At 62.5% G+C, this 24,680-nt stretch carries 24 protein-coding genes; 12 read left to right on the top strand and 12 right to left on the bottom strand.

What is annotated here, in order from left to right; translation table 11 throughout:
* Positions 1 to 20 precede the first annotated feature (20 nt).
* From FHS06_RS02105 to FHS06_RS02080, 6 genes are all read right to left on the bottom strand, one after another.
* Entirely contained in the window at positions 21 to 620 is a 600-nt protein-coding gene (locus tag FHS06_RS02105) for a helix-turn-helix domain-containing protein (protein ID WP_167044845.1), read from the bottom strand.
* Complete coding sequence (locus tag FHS06_RS02100) at positions 617 to 1,894, bottom strand: coiled-coil domain-containing protein (RefSeq protein WP_167044842.1); 1,278 nt, start codon at positions 1,892 to 1,894, stop codon at positions 617 to 619. The genes FHS06_RS02105 and FHS06_RS02100 overlap by 4 nt, the downstream gene beginning before the upstream one ends.
* 157 nt (positions 1,895 to 2,051) lie before the next feature.
* Positions 2,052 to 4,814 (bottom strand): molybdopterin-dependent oxidoreductase, encoded by a 2,763-nt coding sequence (locus tag FHS06_RS02095; protein WP_167044839.1) that lies wholly within the window; start codon positions 4,812 to 4,814, stop codon positions 2,052 to 2,054.
* A complete protein-coding gene (locus tag FHS06_RS02090) occupies positions 4,811 to 5,635 on the bottom strand; it encodes an FAD binding domain-containing protein (protein ID WP_167044836.1) in 825 nt (274 codons plus the stop codon). Before FHS06_RS02090 ends, FHS06_RS02095 begins: the two co-directional genes overlap by 4 nt.
* 101 nt (positions 5,636 to 5,736) lie before the next feature.
* Positions 5,737 to 6,519, bottom strand: coding sequence for a nucleoside phosphorylase (locus tag FHS06_RS02085; RefSeq protein ID WP_167044833.1), 783 nt, complete (start codon positions 6,517 to 6,519; stop codon positions 5,737 to 5,739).
* A 139-nt stretch (positions 6,520 to 6,658) separates the two neighbouring features.
* On the bottom strand, positions 6,659 to 7,750 hold the full coding sequence (locus FHS06_RS02080; RefSeq protein WP_167044827.1) for an XdhC family protein: 1,092 nt from the start codon (positions 7,748 to 7,750) through the stop codon (positions 6,659 to 6,661).
* A 48-nt stretch (positions 7,751 to 7,798) separates the two neighbouring features.
* Between FHS06_RS02080 and FHS06_RS02075 the strand changes: the two genes are divergently transcribed.
* Positions 7,799 to 8,356 carry a nucleotidyltransferase family protein gene (locus FHS06_RS02075; RefSeq protein WP_167044824.1) on the top strand — a complete coding sequence of 186 codons (558 nt, stop codon included), beginning with the start codon at positions 7,799 to 7,801 and terminating at the stop codon, positions 8,354 to 8,356.
* A 28-nt stretch (positions 8,357 to 8,384) separates the two neighbouring features.
* Positions 8,385 to 8,597 (top strand): SCO4848 family membrane protein, encoded by a 213-nt coding sequence (locus FHS06_RS02070; RefSeq protein ID WP_167044821.1) that lies wholly within the window; start codon positions 8,385 to 8,387, stop codon positions 8,595 to 8,597.
* Here FHS06_RS02070 and FHS06_RS02065 read toward each other — a convergent pair.
* Genes FHS06_RS02065 through purS form a run of 3 tightly spaced genes read right to left on the bottom strand, consistent with a single transcriptional unit; the run spans position 8,594 to position 10,505 of the window.
* Positions 8,594 to 9,523, bottom strand: a complete 930-nt coding sequence (locus tag FHS06_RS02065; RefSeq protein WP_182486459.1) for a 2-hydroxyacid dehydrogenase — start codon at positions 9,521 to 9,523, stop codon at positions 8,594 to 8,596. The two genes, FHS06_RS02070 and FHS06_RS02065, sit on opposite strands and share 4 nt — an antisense overlap.
* Positions 9,524 to 9,552: 29 nt before the next feature.
* Entirely contained in the window at positions 9,553 to 10,260 is a 708-nt protein-coding gene (gene purQ / locus FHS06_RS02060; protein WP_167044818.1) for a phosphoribosylformylglycinamidine synthase subunit PurQ, read from the bottom strand.
* A complete protein-coding gene (gene purS, locus FHS06_RS02055) occupies positions 10,257 to 10,505 on the bottom strand; it encodes a phosphoribosylformylglycinamidine synthase subunit PurS (protein WP_167044815.1) in 249 nt (82 codons plus the stop codon). The genes purQ and purS overlap by 4 nt, the downstream gene beginning before the upstream one ends.
* A gap of 194 nt (positions 10,506 to 10,699) precedes the next feature.
* On the opposite strand from purS, the gene FHS06_RS02050 reads away from it, so the two are divergent.
* From FHS06_RS02050 to FHS06_RS02030, 5 genes are all read left to right on the top strand, one after another.
* Positions 10,700 to 11,977, top strand: coding sequence for an ABC transporter substrate-binding protein (locus FHS06_RS02050; RefSeq protein WP_167044812.1), 1,278 nt, complete (start codon positions 10,700 to 10,702; stop codon positions 11,975 to 11,977).
* Between the two features lie 101 nt (positions 11,978 to 12,078).
* The gene (locus FHS06_RS02045; protein WP_310734755.1) at positions 12,079 to 13,161 is read left to right on the top strand and encodes a carbohydrate ABC transporter permease; all 1,083 of its coding nucleotides are present in this window, start codon (positions 12,079 to 12,081) and stop codon (positions 13,159 to 13,161) included.
* A complete protein-coding gene (locus FHS06_RS02040) occupies positions 13,158 to 14,075 on the top strand; it encodes a carbohydrate ABC transporter permease (protein WP_167044806.1) in 918 nt (305 codons plus the stop codon). The genes FHS06_RS02045 and FHS06_RS02040 overlap by 4 nt, the downstream gene beginning before the upstream one ends.
* A 29-nt stretch (positions 14,076 to 14,104) precedes the next feature.
* Complete coding sequence (locus tag FHS06_RS02035; protein WP_167044803.1) at positions 14,105 to 15,544, top strand: GH1 family beta-glucosidase; 1,440 nt, start codon at positions 14,105 to 14,107, stop codon at positions 15,542 to 15,544.
* Positions 15,545 to 15,601: 57 nt separating this feature from the next.
* Positions 15,602 to 16,612, top strand: a complete 1,011-nt coding sequence (locus FHS06_RS02030) for a LacI family DNA-binding transcriptional regulator (protein WP_167044800.1) — start codon at positions 15,602 to 15,604, stop codon at positions 16,610 to 16,612.
* A 24-nt stretch (positions 16,613 to 16,636) separates the two neighbouring features.
* Here the strand turns inward: FHS06_RS02030 and FHS06_RS02025 are convergent, their stop codons facing one another.
* The 3 genes from FHS06_RS02025 to purD all read right to left on the bottom strand — a co-directional run bounded on the left by FHS06_RS02025 (position 16,637) and on the right by purD (position 20,314).
* Positions 16,637 to 17,929, bottom strand: coding sequence for a uracil-xanthine permease family protein (locus FHS06_RS02025; RefSeq protein ID WP_167044797.1), 1,293 nt, complete (start codon positions 17,927 to 17,929; stop codon positions 16,637 to 16,639).
* 43 nt (positions 17,930 to 17,972) lie between these two features.
* Complete coding sequence (locus FHS06_RS02020) at positions 17,973 to 18,893, bottom strand: phosphoribosylaminoimidazolesuccinocarboxamide synthase (RefSeq protein ID WP_167044794.1); 921 nt, start codon at positions 18,891 to 18,893, stop codon at positions 17,973 to 17,975.
* 158 nt (positions 18,894 to 19,051) lie between these two features.
* Positions 19,052 to 20,314, bottom strand: a complete 1,263-nt coding sequence (gene purD / locus FHS06_RS02015; protein ID WP_167044791.1) for a phosphoribosylamine--glycine ligase — start codon at positions 20,312 to 20,314, stop codon at positions 19,052 to 19,054.
* 47 nt (positions 20,315 to 20,361) lie between these two features.
* Between purD and FHS06_RS02010 the strand changes: the two genes are divergently transcribed.
* From FHS06_RS02010 to FHS06_RS01990, 5 genes are read left to right on the top strand one after another with little or no spacing between them, the layout of a single operon-like run.
* Positions 20,362 to 20,730: a sterol carrier family protein gene (locus FHS06_RS02010; RefSeq protein ID WP_167044788.1), complete on the top strand. Its 369-nt coding sequence runs from the start codon at positions 20,362 to 20,364 to the stop codon at positions 20,728 to 20,730.
* Between the two features lie 53 nt (positions 20,731 to 20,783).
* Positions 20,784 to 21,620 (top strand): HtaA domain-containing protein, encoded by an 837-nt coding sequence (locus FHS06_RS02005; RefSeq protein WP_167044785.1) that lies wholly within the window; start codon positions 20,784 to 20,786, stop codon positions 21,618 to 21,620.
* An 11-nt stretch (positions 21,621 to 21,631) separates the two neighbouring features.
* Positions 21,632 to 22,714, top strand: coding sequence for a heme/hemin ABC transporter substrate-binding protein (locus FHS06_RS02000; protein WP_310734756.1), 1,083 nt, complete (start codon positions 21,632 to 21,634; stop codon positions 22,712 to 22,714).
* The gene (locus tag FHS06_RS01995; RefSeq protein ID WP_167044782.1) at positions 22,711 to 23,811 is read left to right on the top strand and encodes a FecCD family ABC transporter permease; all 1,101 of its coding nucleotides are present in this window, start codon (positions 22,711 to 22,713) and stop codon (positions 23,809 to 23,811) included. The genes FHS06_RS02000 and FHS06_RS01995 overlap by 4 nt, the downstream gene beginning before the upstream one ends.
* Positions 23,808 to 24,614: a heme ABC transporter ATP-binding protein gene (locus FHS06_RS01990; protein WP_167044779.1), complete on the top strand. Its 807-nt coding sequence runs from the start codon at positions 23,808 to 23,810 to the stop codon at positions 24,612 to 24,614. The genes FHS06_RS01995 and FHS06_RS01990 overlap by 4 nt, the downstream gene beginning before the upstream one ends.
* Positions 24,615 to 24,680: the final 66 nt, after the last annotated feature.

Below are 24,680 nucleotides of genomic sequence, written 5' to 3'. Positions count from 1 at the left end.
GTTCCGTTTACGCCCGAAAGTCAGGGTGCGACGGCGTACACGAGCAGAATGGTTGCCCCTGACGGCCCCGGCAGCGACCAGCGATTTCGGTAGGCGCCCGGGTGCGAGAGTGCATCCCCCGGCCCGAGTCCCCAGTCGCCGCGACCATCGATTGTCACGGTGACAGAACCGTCCACGACGTAAACCGTGAGTTCGCCGTCGGACTCGAACCAATCGCCGACGTACGGCCCATGATCGATGCGGTACTCCTGCACCGTGGCGATGTGCGCCGTGCCTGACGAGATGACGCGACTGCTCGCCGCATCATCCCCTTCCGCGATGGGCACCCGCTTACCTTCCGCACGGCGCGTGAGGGTGATCGGCTCGGGCTCCGGCATCGCGGGAAGGAGAGCTGACGGAGAGATACCGAGAACCTTCGCGAGGCGAAAGAGCGTAACGACCGACGGCATGGTGTTGCCACTTTCGATCTGGCTCAGAAACGGTTGGCTGATCTCAGCGGCCGTGGCAAGTGCCCGCATCGACAACTTTCGCGCCGTGCGTGCCGCTCGAATCTCACGCCCGAGCGAAATGCCGATCAACGCATCCGTGGTGGAGGCATCCGAAGTGTGAGGCTCGTTCATCCCTCCGCCGACTGCTCTTCGGTGTGCTCTTCGATTGTGTCTTCAGAAGTCTCAACTTTGGCTGGCTCTTTGCCGCGAGATTCTGGCCGGATGAGCTCGCGAACCTCAGACATGAAGCTCGTGAGCTGCTGCTGCTGCCAGCGCAACTGGCGGGTGCGGTCTTCGGCGTCTCGCAGCACGCCGTTTGTGTGGTCGGTAACCGAGTCGACGATGCCTTGCGCTTTCGTGCGGGCGCGATCCATGGTTTCCTCGGCCTTCAGTCGCGCTTCGGCTTCGATCTGTTTTGCCTGTGCGCGCATGACGCGCTCGTAGTCATCAGCCTTGTTCGAAATGCGCTGCGCATGCTCGAGGGATGCTGTGACCTGAGCGTTCGCATCCGATGTGATGCGCTCAGCGTGTGCGACGGCTTGATTGTGCAACACGAGAAACTCCTGCTGAGCGTCATCCTGTCGGCGCGTGAGCGACTCTTCGAACTCGAGCACCCGAGCGTTCATTTCACGAACGGCACGCTCGGCGTCGGCGCGAAGTTCAGTTGTCTCGCGCGTCACCATTGCGCGGAGTGCGGCGGCACCCTTCTCGGCTTCGGAACGGATTGTTTCGGCTTCACGCTCAGCCTGGGCAACCTTCTCGGCGGCGTGTGCTGCTTCACGTTCGATCGCAGCCTCGTGGGCGGTGCGCTCAGTGTCGATCTTGAGGTGTACCTGATCGGCTGCGTGTTGCGCTTCCGCCGTAATGGCGGCACCATCCGAGCGGCCCTGCGAGCGGTGCTCATCGGCTTCGTCTCGCGCGGAATCAAGCAACCGCTCGGCCTGAGTCACAGCGTTTTGAATCAGGAGGCTTGCCTGCTCTTCGGCAACGCGAAGCACGGCTTCGAATTGGTTTCGATGCGTACCTTCACCGTCGGTCGCGTCGTCGGCGAGTTCCGAGGTGAGTGTCGTCACCTGACGCTGCGCTTCTTCTAACTGCGCGTTGACGGCAGCCATATCGGCACGCAGCTGGTCTGCTTCTTTTTGCTGCTGCTCGAACTCTTCCCGCTGCTGTGCTTTCGCGCGCTCAACGGCCTCCCGCTGGCGCTGCTCGGCGCCAGTTATTTCGGTGGTCGCTCGATTGAGGCGCGTCGTGAGATCGCCGATGGCCGAGTCAACCTCTTGCTTGTCATAACCGCGAAAACCGATCGAAAACTCGCTGGAGCTATCCGATGATGACTGCAGCAGGTCATCGAATGATGACTGGGAGTTGGAGTTGGAGCCAGGGGTGTCGCGGGAGTCAGTCATTCCGGGCAGCATTCCTTCATTCGGGATTCAAGCTGTGCCGCACAGCACTGCTAGAGGTCCCGGATGCAAGTGGCGACCGGCGCTCGCGGAACACACTGCAACTCTGCCAGACCTCACCCGTGCATCACCACAGCGTGAGCTGAAGATGTACGGTCACTCAGCTCGTGAGGGCAGACTTCCCGCGTGCGAGACGCCATACTCGGTCGCGAGAGAACGGCTGCTCGAACGGGCGCGCACCGATTGCACGGGCGATTGCGTTACCGATAGCCGGCGCCACCGGGTTGTAGGGCGACTCGCTCATTGACTTCGCGCCGAACGGTCCGAGTTCGTCGTTCGTCGTGGCGAAGTACACCTCGGTGTCAGGAACGTCGGCGAACTGTGGCACCCGGTACGTGCGGAACACCGGGTTCGTCACTTGACCCTCATCGATCATGACCTCTTCGTAGAGAGCACTACCAATGCCCTGAGCGGCACCACCCTCGACCTGTCCGCGACACTGCGCCGGGTTCAAAACCACGCCAGCATCAGCGGATTGGATCGACTGCAAAACGCGCACGATGCCAGTTTCTGGTTGCACAGCAACACGAACTGCATGCACGTTGAAAGCGATCGAGCGGAGATCGCCAAACTCGCTACCGTCGGCAGTGAGTCCATCAGCGGTGAGATGCTCGGCCGGGGCCGCGGCAACGACCTCCGTAAACGCGACCAAACGAACAGGTGTCAGGATGCCGTCGGCCCGAAGTGAGGCCGAGTCCACCGAAGTGTCGGTCAGCGTGGCGGCGATCTGCAGCATCCGCTCTTTCAGAGTGAGGCACGCAGCATAAAGTGCCTTACCTGCGACGGTGATTCCGGCCGACGCGAACGCCCCCGTGTCATGGGTGACGGCATCCGTGTCGGAGCTCCAGAGAGAGACCCGATCGCCGGATGCTTCGAGCACGCTCGCCGCAATCTGCCGGTGAACTGTCGTGGTGCCATTGCCAAATTCTGCCGTGCCGACACCCAGCATGTAGGTGCCGTCAGGCCGGAGCGTTGCAGTGGTGTGCGAGATGTGACCTCGTGGTGCAAGAGTTGCGATCATCGCAACGGCCATTCCCTCGCCCACCTGCCAGCCCGCGGGTGCGTCGACACCATTGCCACGCCGCAGCGCATCTTCGGCCAGATCAAGGCACTGGTCGAGGCCGTAGCTGCCCCAAATGAGGTCTTCTTCGTACTTGTCGTCGTCGGGGTGAAGCGGGTCGCCCTCGCGCACGGCGTTCAGACGACGGAGCGCGAACGGGTCGATGTCGAGGCGTTGAGCGAGCATGTCCATGGCGGATTCCACACCGAGGATCACCTGGCCGAGACCGTAGCCGCGGAACGCACCCGAGGGCACGTTGTTCGTGTAGACGACCTCAGCATCGAGCTGTTTTGCGGGAACGCGGTACAGAGTCGTCGATTCGGCGAGCGAGTGAAACAGCACGCCGCGCGAGTGATTGCCATACGCGCCGGTGTCGCTCAGTACATCGACCTTCATCGCGGTGAGTATGCCGTCGGACGTGGCGCCGAGCGTCACCTTCACGCGCATGGGGTGACGAAGGGCAGCGCGCTGGAATTGATCAGTGCGCGAGAACTCATAGGAAACAGGTCGACCGGTGCGAAGCACCGCGAGGGTAACGAGGTCCTCGGTGAAGATCTCTTGCTTGCCGCCGAAACCGCCACCGACGCGCGGCGCGTAGACACGCACGCAATCCTTGTCGAGGTCGAAGATGTGGCACAGCTCGTCGCGGGTCAGAAACGGAACTTGCGTTGAGGATCGAATGACCAGGCGACCGTCGTCGTCGATGTACCCCATTGCACCGTGCGTTTCGAGTTGCGCGTGCGACACGCGCTGCGTCTGCCATGAGCCTTCGACCGTCACGGCGCTTGCGGCAAAAGCTGCGGCCACGTCGCCGCCGGAATTCTCGTGCACACTCAGGATGACGTTGCGATGCGCCTCGTCGACGCGCTCGTCGGGCGTTCGCTCCGGGTGCAGCAACGGCGCACCCGGAAGCCGTGCTGCTTCAGGGTCGAAAACCGCGGGAAGAACTTCGTAGTCCACCTGCACGAGTCGGCACGCCTCCTCGGCGGCCGACGCTGTTTCGGCGACAACGGCGACAACACGCTGACCGATGTGCCGCACGACGTTGTCGAGCATGCGCGTGTCGTCGGGATCGTCCTCGCGGTGCTCATGACGTCCGGTCGAGTAGCGCTTGTCGGGCACGTCGAGGTGAGTGAAAACCGCGACGACACCCGCAACAGCTTCGGCCGCCGACGTATCGATTGACGTGATGCGCGCATGCGCGTGCGGCGAAGAGAGCACTCGCAGAGTGAGAGCACCCGTGATCGGCTCATCGAACGTGTACGGCTCAAGCCCCTGCACGACTCGGCGCGCTGCCTCCGGAGATACTGAACGCCCCACACCCGAAGTATTCGGCTCGACGGCTGCTGAGGTGCCGGTCGTTCGCACCGGACCCAGTACGGATGCCGTAATCGCCTCGCGAATCGGACGGTAGCCCGTGCAGCGGCAGAGGTTCCCCTTCATCCGTCGATCGAGATCATCAAGATCGCTCTCGCACAGCGTCGATGCCGTCACGCTCATGCCGGGAGTACAGAAACCGCACTGGAAACCAAAGCTGCCGACGAGTGCTTCCTGCACCGGGTGCAGCTCACCTGCGGGCGCAAGGCCCGCCGCTGTCGTGATCGCGCGTCCTGCAACGCGTGCCGCCGGAATGATGCACGAGTGCACCGGATCGCCGTCGAGGAGTACCGAGCACGCACCGCAGTCGCCGGCGTCGCACCCCTTTTTCACTTCAGTGTGGCCGTTCTCACGCAGCAGCGTGCGAAGGCTCTGTCCCGCCCGAGGATCTGCATCGACGGGTGCGCCATTGACGTCGAACTTCATCGCGTCGCCTCCAGGTCGCCTCGAATATTCTGAGCGAACTCAATACTCACGCCCCGACGCCAGTCGGCTGAGCCGAGCGGATCGGTGTAGAAATCGGGCGCCGACGCGACAGCATCCGTGAGCGCTTCGCGGGTTGGAAGCGCCTCAAACCGCATCACGTGCGGAGTGAGGGTCGCGGCTGTCACCACGAACGTTGCCGAGTCGTCTTCGTCGACACGGCCGGTGACGACACACCCCGACCGTCCAAGCTCCGCGAGAGCGATCTTTCGAAGCAGCGCGGTTGAGCGAAGCGCATAAGCGGGCAGCTCGACAGCGCGCAATACTTCGCCGCGCGCGAGGTTGTTCTCACCGTTGCCGGTGATGATGCCCGCAACAGGTTCGCGGCGTTCGCCACCATCGGGCTGCCAGATCCACGCGACGCCATCGAGCGCGGCAGCGAATGAGACCATAGCGCCGGCGGCAAACGACCGGCATACGTTGCCACCAACGGTCGCTGTGTTCCAGATTTTGAACGACGCGAGCAGAGCATCTGCAGCATCGGGCACAAGCGCCAGGGCTGTCCACTCAGCGGGAGCAGTCGTTGAGTCCGTGGCCCAGGCGAGCAGTCGTGCGATGGTGCAGGTGGCCGAAATGCGCAGCCCATCGGGGAGGATCTCGATGTCAGTCCACGCCATTGTGGTCAGATCCACGAACCCGGTTGTCTCGGGTTGCGGCTCACTCATGACCCACGTGCCGCCAGCAATGAAGTCCTCACTCGGCGCAAGTGTCAGAGCATCGCGTGAGCGCGCCGCACGGAAGCTCGTGACGGTGTTGATGTCCACGGATGCCTCCTGTGAAAAATGTTGGTGTTGTGAACACTGGTGCTCGTAATCAAATCAGCCGTTGATTTCTTCAGTGTTTCGGAATGCTCGATGACGAGCGATCACAGCTCGAGTTCAACGGCTGTCTCGAGTGCTGCTTCGATCGAGCGCATCCAGCCGTCTTTGAGCGCGGAGTTCTTGTGGTCGTAAAGTGATGCCCCATCGACGAGGTTGCTCGAACACGCGCACACCATTCCCGCGCGAAGCCCTCGCATTCGCGCGACGATGTAGAGAGCGGATGCTTCCATCTCCACATTCAGGATGCCCATTGTGTTCAGCTGCGCAATCCATTCCGGGGTCTCGGCGTAGAAAGCGTCATCGCTCACGCTGATGCCGGTGTGCGATTGGGTGCCGGATGCTTCGGCAAGTCGCGTCGAGTGGCGGGCGAGCGACATCGTGAGCTCGAGGTCGGGAACCGCGGGAAAACCCTTCGGTAGGTATGCGTCGGTCGTGCCGTCATTGCGGAAGCTGCCTTCGCTCACGAGCAAATCACCGGGGACGATACCCGGCTGGAGACCGGCGGAGCTCCCCACGCGAATAAATGAGGTCACTCCGACGCGAGCGAGTTCTTCCACTGCGATCGCGGTCGACGGGCATCCCATGCCGGTCGAGGTTGCCGTGATGTGACGACCTTTGTACCAACCTGTCATCGTACGATGCTCGCGGTTATGAGCAACCTCTTTCACATCGGAAAGAAATTCGGCAACGAACGGAACCCGAAACGGGTCACCTGGCAAGAGCGCCACCGACGAGACTTCTCCCGGGGCGATTCCGATGTGGTACTGCCGGACGCCGATGCCCTCTAGCGATTTGTCGACGTGGGGTTTGGTTCCGGAACTGGTCATATCTTTGCTCCTTGCAGGTCTGAGACGAGACGAATTCGCCGCAGTCCCCGCCCTGAGCAGTGCGCCAGGCTTTCGCCCATGGTGATAGGACACGCAGTTCGGCGAGCGTAACACGTCTCACTTTCGCTGCGGCAGAGCCCTATGCCTCTTGCGGAATGACGCACGCTTCGTCAGTATTTGCGCTCTGTGCGCGGCGATGAAGCGGTCCGTCGAGTACCCGCAACGGTCGCGTACTTGCGTCGTAGCGGGCCGCAACTATCTCGGCGAGGGCGGCAATCGCAACCTCGTTGGGGCCCGAGCCCCCGAGATCGAGCCCGAGCGGGGAATGAAGGCGCGCGAGGGATGCCGGGTCGACACCCGCCTGCAAGAGCAGCGTCGTACGCCGGGCCACTGTGGCGCGGGCTCCGAGAGCGCCGACGAAGCCGACGGGGAGCTCTAGCGCAACGCGCAACGCTGGCACATCGAGGCGCTCATCGTGGGTGAGCACGCACACGGCTGTGCGTGCATCGATATCGCCCTCATCCAGGCGCGCCAAATACTCGTGCGGCATCTCCGCCACGAGTTCGGTTGCTTCAGGAAAACGCTCCGCTGTGATGAGGAGCGGCCACGCATCGCACACAGTCACTGCCCACCCCGAAGCCGCCGCGACGCGGCAGAGGGCTGCCGCGTGTTCTCCGGCGCCGAGAATAATGAGCCGAGGCTTGGGTGCCACCGAGATCAAGAGGGCATCGTCGCCGTCATATGCCGCGGTCAGCATGTAGGTTTCGCGCAAGCGCGTGGAACGCTCTCGTTGCTCGCTGGGTGCGAGTTCTCCAGCGGCTACGACCCGGCCCGTGCCAGGTCCGGAGGTTATGAGGCCCACGGAGACGGGCCGGTCGGCAGCGGCCATTTCGAGGGCGGTGATGGTTCTGGCATCCGTTGGTTCGATCACCGAAGAAACCACGTCGACCGCGCCGCCGCAGGCGAGCCCGGCAGCATGAGCGACGTCGTCGCTGAAGCCGAAGGATGCCGTGCGGCCCGAACCGGTCGCGAGTGCTTCTGCACCCAGCATGACCGAGTCGCCTTCGACGCAGCCGCCCGAAATCGAGCCGATGACGCGCCCCGATTCGGTTAACGCCATTGCGGCCCCGGCCCCACGCGGGGCGCTTCGCGCGACACGTGTGACGGTAATCACAGCGACGCGTTCACCCGAACGCAAGACGGGGAGAAGGTCGGCGGCAAGCTCCAGCATGCACTTACGCTAGCTGCACGGTGTTTCGAGAACGCTACATGGAGCAACATGGTCGAACCGTTGATATACGGCGCGGTACTCGCAGCGGGTGCGGGCACGCGATTTGGTGGGCCCAAAGCTCTCGCGCGCAGCTCTGACGGTTCGCCGTGGATCGTGAACGTCGTGACATCGCTCGTCGACGGTGGTTGTGGCTCAGTGGGCGTCATGCTCGGGGCGCGGCGTGATGATGCGCGGCCCCTCGTGCCGTCGGTCGCTCGCGCGGTCGACGTACCGGATTGGGCCGCTGGGCTCTCCGCGAGCGTGCGCGCGGCATTGGAAGCAGCGGAGGCAATGGGCGCGGATGCCCTCATGATCTGCCCCGTCGACACCCCTGATGTTCCGGCCACCGCGGTTGCTCGGATTGCTGCCGGAGCGAAAGCCTCATCGCTCGCGCAAGCTGTCTATCGGGGTCACCCGGGGCACCCGGTCTTGATCGGACGCGACCACTGGTCGAGCGTAAAAGAGACCCTCTCGGGAGATACTGGCGCGGGTGTGTACCTGCGCGAGCACGACGCTCAACAACTCGAGTGCGGTGACCTCTGGTCGGGACTCGACATCGACAGATAGCGCAGCTCGAGACACGTACGATCGAACTGTGGTCATCTTCGCTGCTGTCGTGCTTTTCGTGAATGCGCTCTTCAATTTTGTGGTGTGGCCGAGGTTCTACCCACGAATCGCGAACGACCTCCGTGCACGCGACGCCGCAGGCGCACGTACCGCGTTTTACCGGGTGCACGTGGTGTTGATTACTATCGCACTCGTGTTGGCCGTGGCATCCGTTGTTGCCGGGGTTGTTGTTTTGCTCTAGCCGCCGCCGACGACGACATTGATGGGCGCACTGCCTGCGCACATCAGCTCAATCTGACGGCGTACTAAACGCGCGATCCGCGGGCGCATGGCGGTGGTCGCGCCGCCTACGTGAGGTGAAATTAGTACGCCCGGCAGTGCCCAGAGCGGGTGGTTCTGCGGTAGCGGTTCTGGATCGGTCACGTCGAGAGCCGCTCTGATGCGCCCGCGCGACACGTGTGCGACGAGCGCGTCGGTGTCGACAAGCGGGCCGCGGCCGACATTCACGATGAGCGCGTTTTCGGGGAGCAGCGAAAGCTCGGCGTCACCAATGATGTGGTGAGTGCTCTCGCCACCCGGCAGGGTGAGGATGACGACATCAGAGGTGGGGAGAAGCGCGTTGAGTTCGTCGACACCGTGCACATGAAAACCGTCTTCCTCGCGCGCGCGGGAGGCGACGGGAACGATCTGGGCTTCGAAGCCTGCGAGCCGTGCGGCGACTGCCTTGCCTACGCCACCAAAGCCCAGCAGTAAGACACGCTTGTCAGCAAGGCTTTCGGTGAAGGCCGTCTGCCACTCGCCCCGTGTTGCACTGACGACAAACCGCCCGAGTTCGCGCTGTGCGGCGAGAGTGAGCGCGAGGGCGAGTTCTGCCGTCGAGGTCTCGTGGACGCTGGCAGCGTTGGCGAATATGGTGCCAACAGGAAGCCGGGATTCGATCCCTTCGTACCCGATCGATTGGCTCTGCACGAGGCGCGACGAGACGTCGTTCAGCCGTGAGAGCGCCCCCGGTTGGTGGAGATAGGGCGTGACGATGAGGTCGATGTGGTCGCGGGGAGGCGCCGAGTCCATCGGCCACACGATGAGCTCCACGCCTGCGGGCAACGGCTGCACGTCTGCCGCCAGCTCGACAGACGGAACAGAAACGACAATCCGCGGAGTACTCACCCCATTGAGGCTATCGCGTGGCTATCGAATCACGCGGCAGCGGAGACGACCGCAGCGATTGCCGACGTGAAGAAACCGAGTCCGTCGGTACCGGAGCGCATCGCTAACGGTGTATTCGGGCCAAAACCCTCTTCAACTGCGTGCTCAGGGTGCGGCATAAGGCCCACCACGTTGCCACGTTCGTTCGTGAGGCCGGCGATGTCGTCGAGTGAGCCGTTGGGATTCACGCCGAGGTAGCGAAACGCCACAAGGCCCTCACCTTCGACGCGTTTGAGCGTCTCGGCGTCTGCCGTGAATCCGCCATCCGCGTTCTTCAATGGAATGACGATCTCGTCACCCACAGTGAACTCACTCGTCCATGCCGTCGAGGCGTTTTCAACACGCAGCCGCTGGTCGCGGCGAATGAACTGCTGGTTCGCGTTCCTGATCAAGCCGCCCGGCAGAAGGTGGGCTTCGACAAGCATTTGAAAACCGTTGCAGATACCAAGAATCGGCATCCCGGATGCTGCCGCGCTTTTCACTTCGGTCATGATCGGTGCGAGAGCCGCGATGGCGCCGGCGCGAAGGTAGTCGCCGTAGCTGAACCCACCCGGTAGTACGAGTGCGTCTACGCCGTCGAGATCGTGTGTGCCGTGCCAGAGCACAACGGGCTCGGCTCCTGCCATGCGGATAGCGCGCTGGGCATCACGGTCATCGAGCGAGCCCGGGAACGTGATGACCCCGATGCGCGCTGTCATTCGACAACCTCGATGCCAACGACATCCTCGATGACGGAGTTGGACAGAACATCCGCCGCGATCTGACGAGCCTGGTCGAGGACTGCGTCGGTGACTTCGCCCTCGACGCGGAGCTCGAATCGCTTGCCGATGCGCACCGAGTCAAAGGCGTCGATGCCCATTCGGGAGAGGGCTCCGGCTACGGCCTTCCCTTGGGGGTCGAGGAGTTCGGCTTTGGGCATCACGTCGACGACGATTGTGGGCATTCGAAAGCTCCGATGTCGTGGGAAAAGCAGCGGTTCTACTGTAGTGGCCAAATCGTGACCAGAATCATGGGAGCGCTCTCTTGACATCGTGGGAGCGGTCCCATAGCGTTTGCTGCGAAGAGATTGGGAGCGCTCCCACGGGCAGCAAAAGAGCGCTTCGGCTCATCTTTACCCCACACACAAAGGAGTGACCCGTGAAATCACGCGCACTGCATCGCGCCGCCACCATCGCAGCCGTTGCATCAACAGCAGCTCTCGTTCTTGCCGGATGTTCCAGCAGCAGCGACGGTGGCTCGTCAGCAGACGGTGGCGACATCACGCTGACCGTCGCCACCTTCAATGACTTCGGATACACCGATGCGCTTCTTCAGAAGTACATGGATGAGAACCCCGGCGTCACTGTCGTCCAGAACAAGGCCGCAACGTCCAACGACGCTCGAGCAAACTACTTCCAGAAGCTCGGAAAGACTGGTCTTGCCGACGTCGAAGCCATCGAGGTCGACTGGCTGCCCGAGGTCATGGACTACTCGGACCTCCTCGCACCGGTTCCCACCGAGTTGACCGACCGCTGGCTCGACTGGAAGGTCGAAGCCGCAACGGATGCCGACGGAAACCTCATCGGCTACGGTACCGACATCGGCCCCGAGGGCGTCTGCTATCGCTCGGACCTCTTCGAAGCAGCCGGCCTCCCCACCGATCGTGACGAAGTCGCCGCGATGCTTGAGGGCGACTGGTCGACCTACTTCGAAGCTGGCGATGAGTACGTCGCAGCCACGGGCAAGGCATTCTTCGACTCCGCCGGTGGCACCTACCAGGGCATGGTAAACCAACTTCCCGCCGCGTACGAAGACCCCGACACCGGTGAGATCACCGCAACGACGAACCCCGAAGTTGAAGACATCTACAACCAGGTTCTCGACGCCAGCGCCACGCAGTCTGCTCACCTCGGCCAGTGGTCGGATGACTGGATGGCTGGTCTTTCCAACGGCGCCTTCGCGACGATGCTGTGCCCCGGTTGGATGCTCGGTGTCATCTCCGGCAACGCCCCCGACACGACCGGCTGGGACATTGCAAATGTCTTCCCCGGTGGCGGCGGTAACTGGGGCGGTTCGTACCTGACAGTGCCGGCCAACGGCGAAAACGTTGAGGCAGCTCAGAAGCTTGCCGACTGGCTGACCGCTCCCGAGCAGCAGATCACGGCGTTCGAAGCGGCAGGCACGTTCCCAAGCCAGAACGAAGCTCTCACCGACCCGACGCTGCTTGAGTCGACAAACGAGTACTTCAACAACGCACCGGTTGGCCAGATCCTCACCGATCGCGCGAACGCTGTCACGGTTGCACCGTTCAAGGGCGCGTTCTACTTCCAGATCAACGACGCCATGCAGAAGGCGCTCACCCGTGTCGAAGACGGCACGCAAGATGCGCAGCAGTCCTGGGATCAGTGGGCCGCTGAAGTCGACGCACTTCAGTAACCCTCCGTCGTAGCTCGTGAGTGGTGTGGGCACACGCGTGTCCACACCACTCGGGCTGCACCACCATGCTCGATCCCGTTCCCCCTGAAAAGAGGTGCGTCGTGACGACGACCATCAACCCGCCGGAAGTAGCGAAGACCGCTCCACCGGCACCGAAGAAGCCGCGCCGCGTCGGCTTCGGCCCACGGCTCAGCCGGTGGGACTTCAAGTTCTCGCCCTACCTGTACATCTCGCCGTTCTTCATCCTCTTCTTCATCGTGGGGCTCTTCCCGATCGCTTTCACCGCCGTGATCTCTTTCATGGACTGGGATCTGGTTCGCAACACCGGTACTTTCATCGGTTTCGATCAGTACGCGTATGTGCTCTCCAACCCCAAGTTCTGGATAGCGCTGCGCAATACATTCAGCATCTTCCTGATTTCTTCAGTTCCGCAGCTCATCTTCGCAATCTTCATCGCCGCGATTCTTGACCAGAACATTCGCGGAAAGACTTTCTGGCGCATGGGCGTTCTGCTGCCCTACGTCATGGCGCCCGTTGCCGTCGCGCTCATTTTCAGCAACATGTTCGGCGACCAGTACGGAATCGTCAACACCACATTGCAGAACCTCGGCATTCCCGCAATTCCGTGGCACTCAAACGCATTCGCGAGCCACATCGCGATTGCGACCATGGTGAACTTCCGCTGGACCGGTTACAACACCCTCATTCTTCTTGCGGCGATGCAAGCCATCCCGCGCGACTATTACGAAGCCGCAACAGTCGATGGTGCCGGCAAGGTGCGCCAGTTCTTCTCGATCACGGTGCCGAGCCTCCGGCCGACCCTCATTTTCGTGATCATCACGTCGACCATCGGCGGACTTCAGATCTTCGATGAGCCCCGCATGTACGACCAGTACGGCACGGGCGGTGCCAACTACCAGTGGCTGACCATCACGCTGTGGCTCTACGACATTGGTTGGGGCGAGTGGAACTTCGGACGTGCCGCGGCTCTTGCATGGATTCTCTTCATCATTATCCTGGCCATCGGCGTCATCAATCTCTTTGTCACTCAGGGGCTCGTGCGCAATGAAGGAAAGCGAACTTCGATGACCCGAGCGCAACGAAGAGCGGGAGCACGTCTCGCGAAACGCGCGGCCGCCACCGGAAGTCGCAACGAAAACCAGACCGAGGAGGCGGGGTCATGACCGCTGTTGAGCCTGTTCCTATCGGTGTCCGCGACCCCGATATTGCCCCCGAAGAGCGCCCACGTCGCCAGAAGCGTCGCCGTGCCGTAAAGGGCACGAAGCCCGGCTGGTTCGTGTACACCAGCCTCGCCATAGTCCTGATCGCATCGCTCTTTCCGTATTACTGGTCGCTGCTCATCGGTTCCGGCGACTCAACCACAATCCGCGACCCCAACATGTCGTGGATCCCCGGTGGCAACTTCTTCGAAAATGCCGCGGCGGTTGTCAACGACCCGGCTGTGAACTTTTGGCTGGCGCTCTGGAACTCCATCTTTAGCTCGGCGTTGATCGCGGCATCCGTCGTGTTCTTCTCCACCCTCGCGGGCTGGGCGTTTGCGAAGCTGAAGTTCAAGGGCAGCTCGTTTCTGCTCATCTTTGTTATCGCCACGATGGCTGTTCCCATGCAGCTCGGGGTTGTGCCGCTCTACATCCTGTTCAGCGACATCGGGTGGACGGGACAGATTGGTGCGATCATCGTGCCGGCGCTCGTCACAGCATTCGGTGTGTTCTGGATGACGCAGTACCTGCAGCAGGCTGTTCCCGACGAGCTCATCGAGGCCGCACGCGTCGACGGCGCGAGTTCGTTTCGCACGTTCCTCACAGTGGGCTTGCCTGCTGCACGACCGGCAGCCGCGATGCTCGCTCTGTTCACCTTCGTGACGGCGTGGAATAACTTCTTCTGGCCGTTTATCGTGCTTGATCGTCAGAACCCGACTCTGCCCGTTGCGCTGTCGCTCTTGCAGTCCAACTACTTTGTCGACTACTCGATCGTGCTCGCAGGCGTGTTGCTTTCGACAATTCCGCTTCTGATTCTGTTTATCTTTGCTGGAAGACAACTTGTCAGTGGCATCATGCAGGGGGCGGTGAAGGGATGACTCTCGCTGCCCGAAAGGACACACTCACTATGACTACCGCGTCGCGTGCGTTCCCGCAGAACTTCTTGTTCGGCGCGGCAACGGCTGCTTATCAAATCGAGGGAGCGGCTAGTGAAGACGGTCGCACCGACTCCATCTGGGATGCCTTCGCTCGCGTGCCCGGTGCTGTGATCAACGCCGACAATGGAGATGTTGCCTGCGATCACTACCACCGGTACCCGGCAGACATCGCGCTCATGAAGGACCTTGGGCTCCAGACATATCGCTTCTCGACCTCCTGGTCGCGCGTGCACCCCGATGGTGGTCCGCTCAATCCAGCCGGTGTTGACTTTTACAAGCGACTCGTTGACGGGCTGCTTGATGCCGGCATCTTGCCGTGGCTGACCCTCTATCACTGGGATCTGCCGCAGGCGCTGCAGGAGAAGGGCGGCTGGGCCAACCGAGACACCGCTGACCTGTTCACTGAGTATGCGCTCGACATGCATGATGCGCTCGGCGACCGGGTGAACGTGTGGACGACGCTCAATGAGCCGTGGTGCTCGTCGTTCCTTAGCTACACGGCCGGAATTCACGCTCCGGGTCACTACAGCAATCTTGAAGGAATGCTGGCATCGCACCATCTGCTGCTTGGTCACGGCCAGGCGGTGCGTGAACTGCGCGCTCGCGATTCCAGCCTCGACCTCGGCATCACGCTAAATCTCACGGTTGCAGACCCCGCTGATGCTGAATCCCCGCGTGACCTCGATGCTGCCCGCCGTATCGACGGTCAGTTCAACCGGTGGTTCCTCGATCCGGTCTTCCGTGGCGCGTACCCGAGTGACGTTCTCGACGACATTCGCGCTGTTGATGCGGATGCCGTGGCTCAGTTTGAAGCGGCAGTGAAACCCGGTGACCTTGAGGTGATTTCGACTCCGATCGATGCGCTCGGCGTGAACTATTACCACGGTGAACTCGTCAGTGGCGTTCCCGCAGTGTCGCCCGCGATCAGTGGCGATGCGCCCACCGACCGCGTCGCACACTCACCGTTCCCCGCGGCCGACGGCATCTATTGGCACGATCGCCAGCTTCCGCAGACCGCTATGCACTGGGATGTGCAGCCGGAGGGCCTGACGCGGCTCCTGTGCCGCGTCAGCAGCGAGTATGCCGCGCCCGCGTCGACAGTTCTCTACGTCACCGAAAACGGTGCGGCCTACGACGACATCGCAGTGAACGAAGACGGTGTCGTTCGAGTGCACGATGCTGAGCGATCGACATTCGTTCGTGAGCATCTCGGCGCGATCCTCGATGCGATCGATACCGGCGTTGACGTCCGTGGGTACTTCTACTGGTCGCTCCTCGATAACTTCGAGTGGGCATGGGGCTACGAGAAGCGGTTCGGCATCGTTCACGTTGACTACCTCACGCAGGAACGCTCGTTGAAAGACAGTGGCTTCGAGTACCAGCGAGTAATTGCTGAACGAGCGCTCTAGCGTCACTTTTCGAGTCGCGCCTCGAGAAGGCACAGGGAGATACGCCAAGATGAACAAATGACGATTTCTTCGCGGGGCGCGGCAACGATCGAGGAGGTCGCGGCGGTAGCCGGTGTTTCTCGATCAACTGTGTCTCGGGTGGTCAACGGTTCGACAGCTGTGAGCGCGGAAGCGCGGGAGGCGGTGCAAGAGGCGATTGCGCGGTTGAACTACGTGCCTAACCGTGCCGCGCGCTCGCTCGCGAGCAGCGTCACTCTTGCGATCGCACTTGTCGTGCCCGAAGACACCACCCGGTTCTTCGGAGATCCCTTTTTCGCCGCTATCGTCTCTGGAATTAACTCGGTCATCCGGGACTCGGATTACGTTCTCAACCTGCTGATTGCAAGCGACGATGCGGGCGAAAAGATGACGAGCTACGTGCGCGGCGGAAATGTCGATGGCGCCATCATCGTGTCGCACCACACGAGTGACACTTTCATCGATCGCATCGCGGCGGCAGTTCCAGTGGTCTACGGTGGGCGCCCGGTGCGTGAACGCCCGAATGATTACTACATCGACGTCGACAACCGTGCGGGAGCTGCTGATGCCACGGCGCACCTCATCGCGAAGGGGCGCCGCAATATTGCGACGATTACGGGACCCCTCACAATGCCGGCTGGTGTTGACCGTCTCGACGGTTTCCACGACGCCATGAACGATGCCGGCCTCACGCCGGTTGGCACGGCGGACGGAAACTTCACGGCCAACGGCGGAGCCACCGCAATGCGGGAAATTTTGGACACCGGGGTGCGACCAGACGCCATTTTTGTCGCGAGTGACTTGATGGCTCGAGGCGCGATGTCTGTGCTGCAGTCATCCGGTCTTCGTGTTCCCGAAGACGTTGCGATCGTAGGATTTGATGATTCGCCGGTTGCCACTGGCGTTGTACCGCAGCTCACGACTATGCGTCAGCCCTCGTTTTCGCAGGGTCGCGCGATGGCGGCCACACTGCTACAGATTCTCGGCGGCGAAGAGCCGACACACGCCACAATCATGTCGACCGAGCTGATCGACCGCGATTCGGCGTAGTTTGATCCGACCCCGCGAAGTGCTTTAGCTCACGAGGGGACCACCATCGTCAGCGCCGGTCTTTCGCCAACGCGCGAGCGCATTGCCACCGTGATAAATGATGAGGGCGGCGGCTGTTCCGATCACGATGGCACCGAGTTGAAAGTCGCCCCACTGCATAGTGAAACCGGCGATCGCGATCACAAGAGCAACCGCCGCGGTGTACTGATTCACCGGGCGCGAGAAGTCGACGCGGTTATCGACCCAGATCTTGATTCCGATGATTCCGATGAGGCCATATAGCGCTGTGGTGACTCCGCCGAGGACTCCCGCGGGCACTGAATTGAACACTTCCCCGATTTTCGGAGAGAGGCTCAAGAGGATTGCCACGGCCCCAGCTACCCAGTAGGCGGCGGTTGAATACACCCGGGTTGCTGCCATCACCCCGATGTTTTCGCCGTAGGTCGTGGTCCCCGATCCCCCGAACGTGCCAGCGAGTGTTGTCGCGAGACCGTCTGCGATCAGCGCGCGCCCTGTGGACTTGTTCACCGAGGCATCCGTCATCGTTGCCACCCCTCGCACGTGACCGACATTCTCGGCGATCAGCACGAGTACGACCGGGAGGAACATCGCGATCACGCTCCAGGTGCCGGAAGAAGCGAAATCGGCGATGTGAAATGTGGGCAAACCCAGCCAGTCAGCTTCGCCGACTTTGGAGTAGTCCACTTCACCGCGGATGACGGCGACGACATAGCCGACGGCGACGCCGACGAAAATGGAGATGCGTCCGAGGAAGCCACGAAAAAGCACGCCAAAGATGATGACCGCCGCGAGTGTGAGTGTCGCTGTGATCGGTGCTTGCTCGTAGCTCGCCCATGCGGTGGGAGCGAGGTTGAACCCGATGAGTGCGACGATGCTGCCTGCGACCACCGGCGGCATGAGCTTGTCGATCCAGCCGATGCCCGCAAATTGCACGATGAATCCGATGGCGGCAAGCAGCAGGCCGACCGCCACGATTCCGGCGAGTGCCGAACCCATTCCGGCGCTCGCGGTCGCCGCCGTTACTGGCGCGATGAACGCGAAGGATGAACCCAGGTAGCTCGGCAGCTTGTTCTTTGTGACGAGCAAGAACAGCAGAGTGCCGATGCCGGAGAAGAGGAGCGTGGTCGAGACTGGAAAGCCCGTCAGTGCGGGGACGAGAAAGGTTGCGCCGAACATCGCTACGACGTGCTGCACGCCGATCGCGATGGTAGCTGGCCAGTTGAGGCGCTCAGCTGGTGCGACGACTTTTCCGGGGCCGACGGTTCGACCGTTTCCGTGCATGGTCCAGATGGGCATAGTTCTCTCTCGGCTCAGTGATTCTGCAAGTTCGTGCGGCGCTTTACGCGCCAGTGAGACGCTCGAGAAGCTCCCGGTAGCGATTCGCTGTGCGAGCCACGACCTCTTCGGGAAGCTCCGGGGGAGTGCCGGTCTTGTCCCAGTTCGCGGCGAGCCAATTGCGGACGATCTGCTTGTCGAAGCTCGCCATGCGCTCGGCGGGAACTGTCGATCGGTGCCACGCCTCGGCATCCCAGTATCGCGAAGAGTCGCTCGTTAGCACTTCGTCACCGAGAGTGAGTGTGCCGTTCTCATCGGCGCCGAACTCGAACTTGGTGTCGGCGAGAATGAGTCCGCGTGATTCGGCGAGCGCAGCCGCTCTGCGGTAAATCTCAAGTGATGCGTCCCTAAGGGCCGCCGCCACATCCGCACCGACGAGCTCGACGCTCTGCTCGTACGAGATGTTCTCGTCGTGCTCACCCATCGGTGCCTTGTACGCGGGCGTATAAATCGGTTCGGGCAGTCGATCGCCGTCGTTGAGCCCCTCGGGTAGTGGGATGCCACACACAGTGCCGCTCGACTGATACTCGACCCAGCCGCTACCGGTGAGGTATCCGCGCACAACGCACTCGACGGGGTACATTTCAAGGCTTCGCACGAGCATTGACCTGCCCGATACGGCCGCTGGGATCAGCTCCCGCACGGTGTCGTCGCCGGTCAGCTCATGGTCGGCGACGAGGTGATTGGGGATGCCCCCGCCACCGTCGCCCCCCGCGAGTTGGTCGAACCACCAGAGACTCAGGGTCGTGAGCAGCTCGCCTTTGCCAGCAATACCGGGGGAGAGGACGTGGTCGAAAGCGCTTACACGGTCGCTAGCGACCACCAGCATCCGCTCGGGATTTTCGCTCGCGTCGGGCACGTAGAGGTCCCGGACCTTCCCCGAGTACAGGTGTCGCCATCCGGCCAGGCTCAAAGGTGAAGTCACTGCCCCATTATCCCGCTCTGACACAGCCCCCTGTGATTACCCATGTCTCACTTATGCAGGTATTTGGGTGCAAAAGGGTGAATGAGTGAGACATGGGCGGGGGAAAAGGGGCCGTCGGGCGGGGCCGTTGGGCGGAGGCCGTTGCCGGGAATGGGCCGTCAGGCCTGGGCGGCGATGTCGGTGCGGTATTGGGCGCCCGGCAGCGAGATTTTGGCGACGGCCTCGTAGGCAGCGGCGCGCGCAGCGGCGAAGTCATCGCCGGTTGCCACAACGCTCAGCACCCGACCGCCGGTGGCGAGCAGCTCACCGTCAACCGACTTTGTGGCCGCGTGGGCGATATGCACGCCCTCGATAGCGGCTGCGGCATCGAGTCCGCCAAGGGCTCGGCCGGTGAGCGGATGCCCCGGGTACCCCTCGCTCGCAAGCACAACAGTGACGGCGGCGGTGTCGGCGAAGACCGGCCGTGCCATGTCTTCCAGCGTTCCCGACGCCGCTGCCAACAGCAGCTCAGACAGGGGATCGACGAGCCGCGGCAGAACGACCTGCGTCTCGGGGTCACCGAAGCGCGCATTGAACTCGATGACCTTGATACCGGATTCGGTGATGATGAGACCCGCGTAAAGCAGTCCAATGAACGGGGTGCCCTCGGCATCCATCTCGCGAATGACCGGCTCGGCAACTTCGCGCGTGACCTGATCGACGAATGCTTCTTCGCTTCCGAACCGATCGGCAAGCCAGCCGAGCGGCGAGTACGCGCCCATGCCGCCCGTATTGGGGCCGGCGTCACCATCGAGCAGGCGCTTGAAATCCTGCGCGGGACTGAGCGGCAGCACGCGGTCTCCGTCGCACAAAAAGAACAGCGACACTTCGGGGCCCGAGAGAAACTCTTCGACGAGAACCGGCCCGGTCGACAAAAATCCGTCGGCGTGCGCGAGGGCGGCGTCTCGGTCATCTGTCACGATGACGCCCTTACCGGCGGCAAGGCCGTCGGCCTTCACGACGTACGGGGCGCCGAACGTGTCGAGAGCGGCCGCTGTTTCTTCGCGGTTATACGCGTGCTGTGCGCGGCCGGTCGGAACACCTGCCGCGTGCATGATCCGCTTGGCGAAAGCCTTTGAGCCTTCGAGCGCTGCGGCGGCCTTCCCGGGTCCGAAGACCGGGATGCCGCGGGTACGCAGCGCATCGGCGACCCCCGCAACGAGCGGCGCTTCCGGGCCGACCACGACAAGGTCGATCTGCTCGCTGCCGGCAAACTCGGTGACGGCGACAGCGTCGGTCTCCGAGAGCTCTACGACCGTTGCGTCCGCGGCGATGCCGGCGTTGCCGGCCGCGGCAAAGATCACGTGATCGGCGCTCTCCGCACGGAGAGCAAGGATGATGGCGTGCTCGCGCGCGCCCGAACCAATGACCAGGATTCTCACTCGGCCAGCCTAGCCGCGGGGCGCGCTGTGCCCGATACGGTATCGCCATGGCTCGCAAAATCTCGACAGACGATGGCCGCGCAGCACTCGCTGCGGTGGCGACGGCGCGTGAAGCGGGCGTCGTGCCCGCGCGCCCTGCTGAAGCCACGGCATCCCGATATCTCTTGCAGTTGCTCGCCGAGAAGGCGCCAGGCGGCACGGTTGAGGTGCGCGTGCCTCCGCACGGCGCGGCGCAAGTGATCGAGGGTCCACGGCACACGCGGGGCACGCCGCCGAATGTCGTCGAGATGGATCCCGCCACCTGGATCGCGTTGGCGACGGGTGCCGAAAAATGGGCGGATGCCGCTGCCGAGGGCCGTATCAACGCTTCAGGCGTGCGGGCAGATCTTTCGCCGGTGCTTCCCGTGCGCCCCTGACGAAGCGGCTTACACGCTCAGCACTGAGCTAGAAGTTTGGTTAGGCTTGCCTAATGCGCTCAGGCCTGTCTGCTCTCGTTTTCCGTATCGCTGCCCTCGGCGCAGGATCAGCAATGGTCGCGGGTGGCTTCTTTTCCGCCGCTAGCGCCGCCGAAACGGCAGTACCCGCCGAAAAAGCATGCGATGTCACGTCGGCACAGTTGGTGTGGGGCTTCAAAGAGTCGTTTCGCGCGTACATCTCGGGTTCGATCGCGAACGGAGACTGGCAGGTGGGCGCGCCGGCAACGTATGTAACTCCTGCCTTCACATGGCCGGAGGGGTCCGGCAGTTACGATCCCGAGAGCGCAACCGGTTCGATTTCTTTTCTCGGCGGAGTCACGTTCTCGGGCCACGACGGCCTGCTGAACACGACAATCTCCGACCCGACCCTCGTGCTCGACGATTCTGGAGCGCACCTCTTGCTCGACGTCAGCGGCGTCTCAATGAGCGATGCCATGGCCGGTGACTCCGAGAACGTGCAGACCGTAACGCAGATTCGCTTCGTTGAGCTTGACCTCACGGCAGCGCCTCTCGATGTGGGCGAACAGACGGTCACGGCAAGAGCCGTGCCGACGGCAATCACGGCGGAGGGATTCGCGGAGTTCGGCAATTACGAGCCGGGAACCATGTTCGATCCCATTACATTCACGATGACTTTGGACTGCGCCGAACCCGAGCAAGACGTCGTGGCGACGCCCACGGAATCAGTGACGCCACTCATCGCTGCTGACCCCACGGCCGCCGAGGATGAGTCGTGGATCGGATGGGTCGGTGGGGGCGCCGCCGCGGCGCTACTCGCCGCGGCGGCCGCGGTCGTGCTTATTCGCCGCCGGCAGAAAGCGCGTCTGTGAGACTCCCGCGGGTGGCCCTTGCGGCAGTGATTGCCGCAGCACTCCTCCTGACCGGTTGCGCCTCGGGTGTCGACCAGCCGGCCCCAGTGTCCGCTGCCAGCGCTGTGCCGCTGTCGCAGTCTGACGTTCTCGACGACCCGCTCACGTACGAGGGCGCATCGACAGCGGTGATAGCGGATGCCTCGGTGCACCCGGTCAGCGATGATCCCGCGCAGTCACTCCCCGCAACCGTCGTCTCGCACGATCGCGATGGTGATGTCGACGTCGTAGTCACTGATACTTCTCGGGTCATCGCGCTCGATATCTCGGGTTCGCTTGCCGCCACGGTGTGGGGCCTCGGCTTTGGAGAAACTCTCGTCGCGCGGGATCAGTCGACGACCTTTCCTGGCACCGAAGACCTGCCCCTCGTCACGAGCGGCGGTCACACTGTCAACGCCGAGTCGATCATCGCCCTTGACCCGGCTGTCGTCATCACTGACGGAAGCGTGGGGCCTCGAGACGTGATCGAGCAGCTTCGCGATGTGGGAATTCGGGTTGTCTTCCTCGAAAACGAGCCGTCATTCACAGGGGCCGCAGCGCTCGCCGAAGACGTTGCAGCGACCTATGGTGCACCCGATGCCGGAGCGGCGCTCGCTGCTCGCATCACGGCGGATGTCGAAGAGAAGATCGCTGAGATAGCGGCTCTCCCCTCGGTGGTATCCGGTGCGAAGATTCGCATGATCTTTCTCTACATGCGTGGCGCATCGGGTGTGTATTACCTCTTCGGGGAAGAGTCAGGTGCCGACCAACTCATTACGGCGCTCGGTGGCCTCGACGTTGCGGGCGAACTCGGGTGGAGCGGGATGCAGCCGATGACCGATGAAGCGATCGTTGCTGCCGACCCAGATCTCATCCTCGTCATGACCGACGGGCTCGCCTCTGTTGGCGGCGTTGATGGCCTGCTGGAGTCAAAACCCGCAATCGCCATCACGACGGCGGGTCAGAATGGTCGCTTCGTCGACATGGCTGACGGTGAGATTCTCTCGTTCGGGCCGCGCTCGGCGGACGTGCTGGATGCACTTGCGCGCGCGATCTACGCCCCAAAAGCCTCATGACTGGGCAGGCGAAGACGGCAGCGAAGACGGCAGCGAAGTCGGCGGCGACTTCGGCTGCGACGGTCGTATTCCGCCGAGGCGCCGTCGTCGCGCTTGCTTCGGTATTTCTGGTCGCCGGCGTCGTACTTTCGGCGGGCCTCGGCCAGCTTTCGATCGCGCCCACAGAGGTCGTTGGGTCGGTGCTTCGTTCGCTCGGCCTCGACAACGGATGGGCACCGACCGGCGAACTCATCGAGAAGACGCTATGGCAGATTCGGTTTCCACGGATAGTGATGGCGCTACTCGTCGGTGGGTTGCTTGCCATCGCTGGCGCGATTATGCAGGCGATTTTCGGCAATCCGCTCGCAGAACCTGGCGTCGTCGGTGTCTCGTCAGGAGCGGCGGTCGGAGCCGCCGCATCGATCGCGCTGGGGCTGACATTTTTCGGCACCTGGACGACGGCGGTTTTCGCCTTCGCGGGTGGGCTTGCCGCGACCTTTATCGTCTATTCGACGGCGAAGGCTAACGGTCGAACCGAATCGGTCACGCTGATTCTCACCGGCATCGCGGTAAACGCGTTCACGGGGGCGGCGCTCGCCATTTTGATGTTTGCCGGTGGCAGTTCGGCGCGCGAGCAGATCGTCTTTTGGCAGTTGGGCTCAATCAACGGATCGCGCTGGACAGAGGTCGGTGTCGTCGCCGCGCTCGGAACCGTTTCGACGGTGATCGCCCTCGGTTTTGCCCGTCAGTTCGACCTGCTCGCACTCGGTGATCGCACGGCATCCCATCTGGGTGTTCGTGTCGAACGGCTGCGGGTCGTCTCGATCGTGGTCGTTGCGCTGATGACGGGCGTCGCTGTCGCATTCGTGGGAATCATCGCTTTTGTCGGCCTCGTCGTGCCACACCTCGTGCGGATGGCTCTGGGGCCAGCCAACCGCTGGGTCATGATCGTGTCTCTCCTCGGTGGCGCAACACTGTTGGTCTACGCCGACCTTTTGGCACGCACCCTCGTGCCGTCGGCGGATCTCCCCATCGGCATCCTCACGTCTCTGATTGGTGGCCCGTTCTTTTACTGGCTCATTCGGCGCGGCCGGCGCTCGGGCGGTGGTTGGGCATGAGAACGGATGCCACGACGCTCGCATTCGAGGTGCGCGCTGTGGGCTACCGCATCGGTGCGGCGACAATCCTCGACGATGTCTCGCTCGATGTGCCTTACGGGCGTGTCTTGGCCCTTGTCGGCCCGAATGGTGCGGGTAAGTCGAGCCTGTTGAGCGTGCTCACCGCAGATATCAGCCCATCGTCGGGTGAGGTCTTGCTCGATGGAAAATCCCTCGCGCAGCATCACATCACGGAGCTTGCCCGCACGCGCGCGGTGCTGCTCCAGTCGAATCAGGTGTCGTTCGCATTCTCGGCTTACGACGTCGTAGAAATGGGTCGCGCGCCCTGGATCGGCGCGCACGTCGACGACGGGCAAGCGGGCGACGACGACGCGATCATCGCCGAATCGATGCTGCGCACCGATGTACAGCATCTTGCCCATCGCCCGTTTTCATCGTTGTCTGGTGGTGAACGTGCGCGGGTGTCATTGGCCCGCGTTCTCGCTCAAGACACGCGCATAGTTCTGTTAGACGAGCCCACTGCAGCGCTCGATCTCCGCCATCAAGAAGACGTGCTGCGTATTGCCCGCCAGCTCGCAGAATCTCGCCGTGCTGTCGTCGTCGTGCTGCACGATCTTTCTCTTGCCGCGGCATATGCCGATGAGGTCGCGATGATTGACGCCGGGCGGCTCGTCGCGCACGGCGCACCGGCTGACGTGTTTACGGAAGAGCGCATCGCTGAGGTGTATGGCACCGCGGTGCGGGTGATCTCCGATGTCGACACCGGGCGGCCCATCGTGTTGCCGCGTCGCTCCGCTCACTGACCCGCACACCTTGCTTTCAGGTTAAAGATAGGCAAGGCTTAGCTAAGTAAGCGGAACCTAACTTCT

The organism is Microbacterium halimionae (genome assembly GCF_011761265.1).
Classification (GTDB): domain Bacteria; phylum Actinomycetota; class Actinomycetes; order Actinomycetales; family Microbacteriaceae; genus Microbacterium; species Microbacterium halimionae.
Note: the sequence above shows the minus strand (reverse complement) of the source record. Positions and strands in the feature narration are given on the sequence as shown.

Bases quoted from the DNA above. Each gene is read 5' to 3' on its own strand.
- purQ (WP_167044818.1), bottom strand. From the start codon at position 10,260: ATGACAGCGCGCATCGGGGTCATCACGTTCCCGGGCTCGCTCGATGAC.
- FHS06_RS02080 (WP_167044827.1), bottom strand. From the start codon at position 7,750: ATGCTGGAGCTTGCCGCCGACCTTCTCCCCGTCTTGCGTTCGGGTGAA.
- FHS06_RS02025 (WP_167044797.1), bottom strand. From the start codon at position 17,929: ATGCCCATCTGGACCATGCACGGAAACGGTCGAACCGTCGGCCCCGGA.
- FHS06_RS02095 (WP_167044839.1), bottom strand. From the start codon at position 4,814: ATGAAGTTCGACGTCAATGGCGCACCCGTCGATGCAGATCCTCGGGCG.
- FHS06_RS01990 (WP_167044779.1), top strand. From the start codon at position 23,808: ATGAGAACGGATGCCACGACGCTCGCATTCGAGGTGCGCGCTGTGGGC.
- FHS06_RS02010 (WP_167044788.1), top strand. From the start codon at position 20,362: ATGGCTCGCAAAATCTCGACAGACGATGGCCGCGCAGCACTCGCTGCG.
- FHS06_RS02005 (WP_167044785.1), top strand. From the start codon at position 20,784: ATGCGCTCAGGCCTGTCTGCTCTCGTTTTCCGTATCGCTGCCCTCGGC.
- FHS06_RS02035 (WP_167044803.1), top strand. From the start codon at position 14,105: ATGACTACCGCGTCGCGTGCGTTCCCGCAGAACTTCTTGTTCGGCGCG.
- purS (WP_167044815.1), bottom strand. From the start codon at position 10,505: ATGCCCACAATCGTCGTCGACGTGATGCCCAAAGCCGAACTCCTCGAC.
- FHS06_RS02085 (WP_167044833.1), bottom strand. From the start codon at position 6,519: ATGACCAGTTCCGGAACCAAACCCCACGTCGACAAATCGCTAGAGGGC.
- FHS06_RS01995 (WP_167044782.1), top strand. From the start codon at position 22,711: ATGACTGGGCAGGCGAAGACGGCAGCGAAGACGGCAGCGAAGTCGGCG.
- FHS06_RS02040 (WP_167044806.1), top strand. From the start codon at position 13,158: ATGACCGCTGTTGAGCCTGTTCCTATCGGTGTCCGCGACCCCGATATT.
- FHS06_RS02105 (WP_167044845.1), bottom strand. From the start codon at position 620: ATGAACGAGCCTCACACTTCGGATGCCTCCACCACGGATGCGTTGATC.
- FHS06_RS02075 (WP_167044824.1), top strand. From the start codon at position 7,799: ATGGTCGAACCGTTGATATACGGCGCGGTACTCGCAGCGGGTGCGGGC.
- FHS06_RS02030 (WP_167044800.1), top strand. From the start codon at position 15,602: ATGACGATTTCTTCGCGGGGCGCGGCAACGATCGAGGAGGTCGCGGCG.
- FHS06_RS02100 (WP_167044842.1), bottom strand. From the start codon at position 1,894: ATGACTGACTCCCGCGACACCCCTGGCTCCAACTCCAACTCCCAGTCA.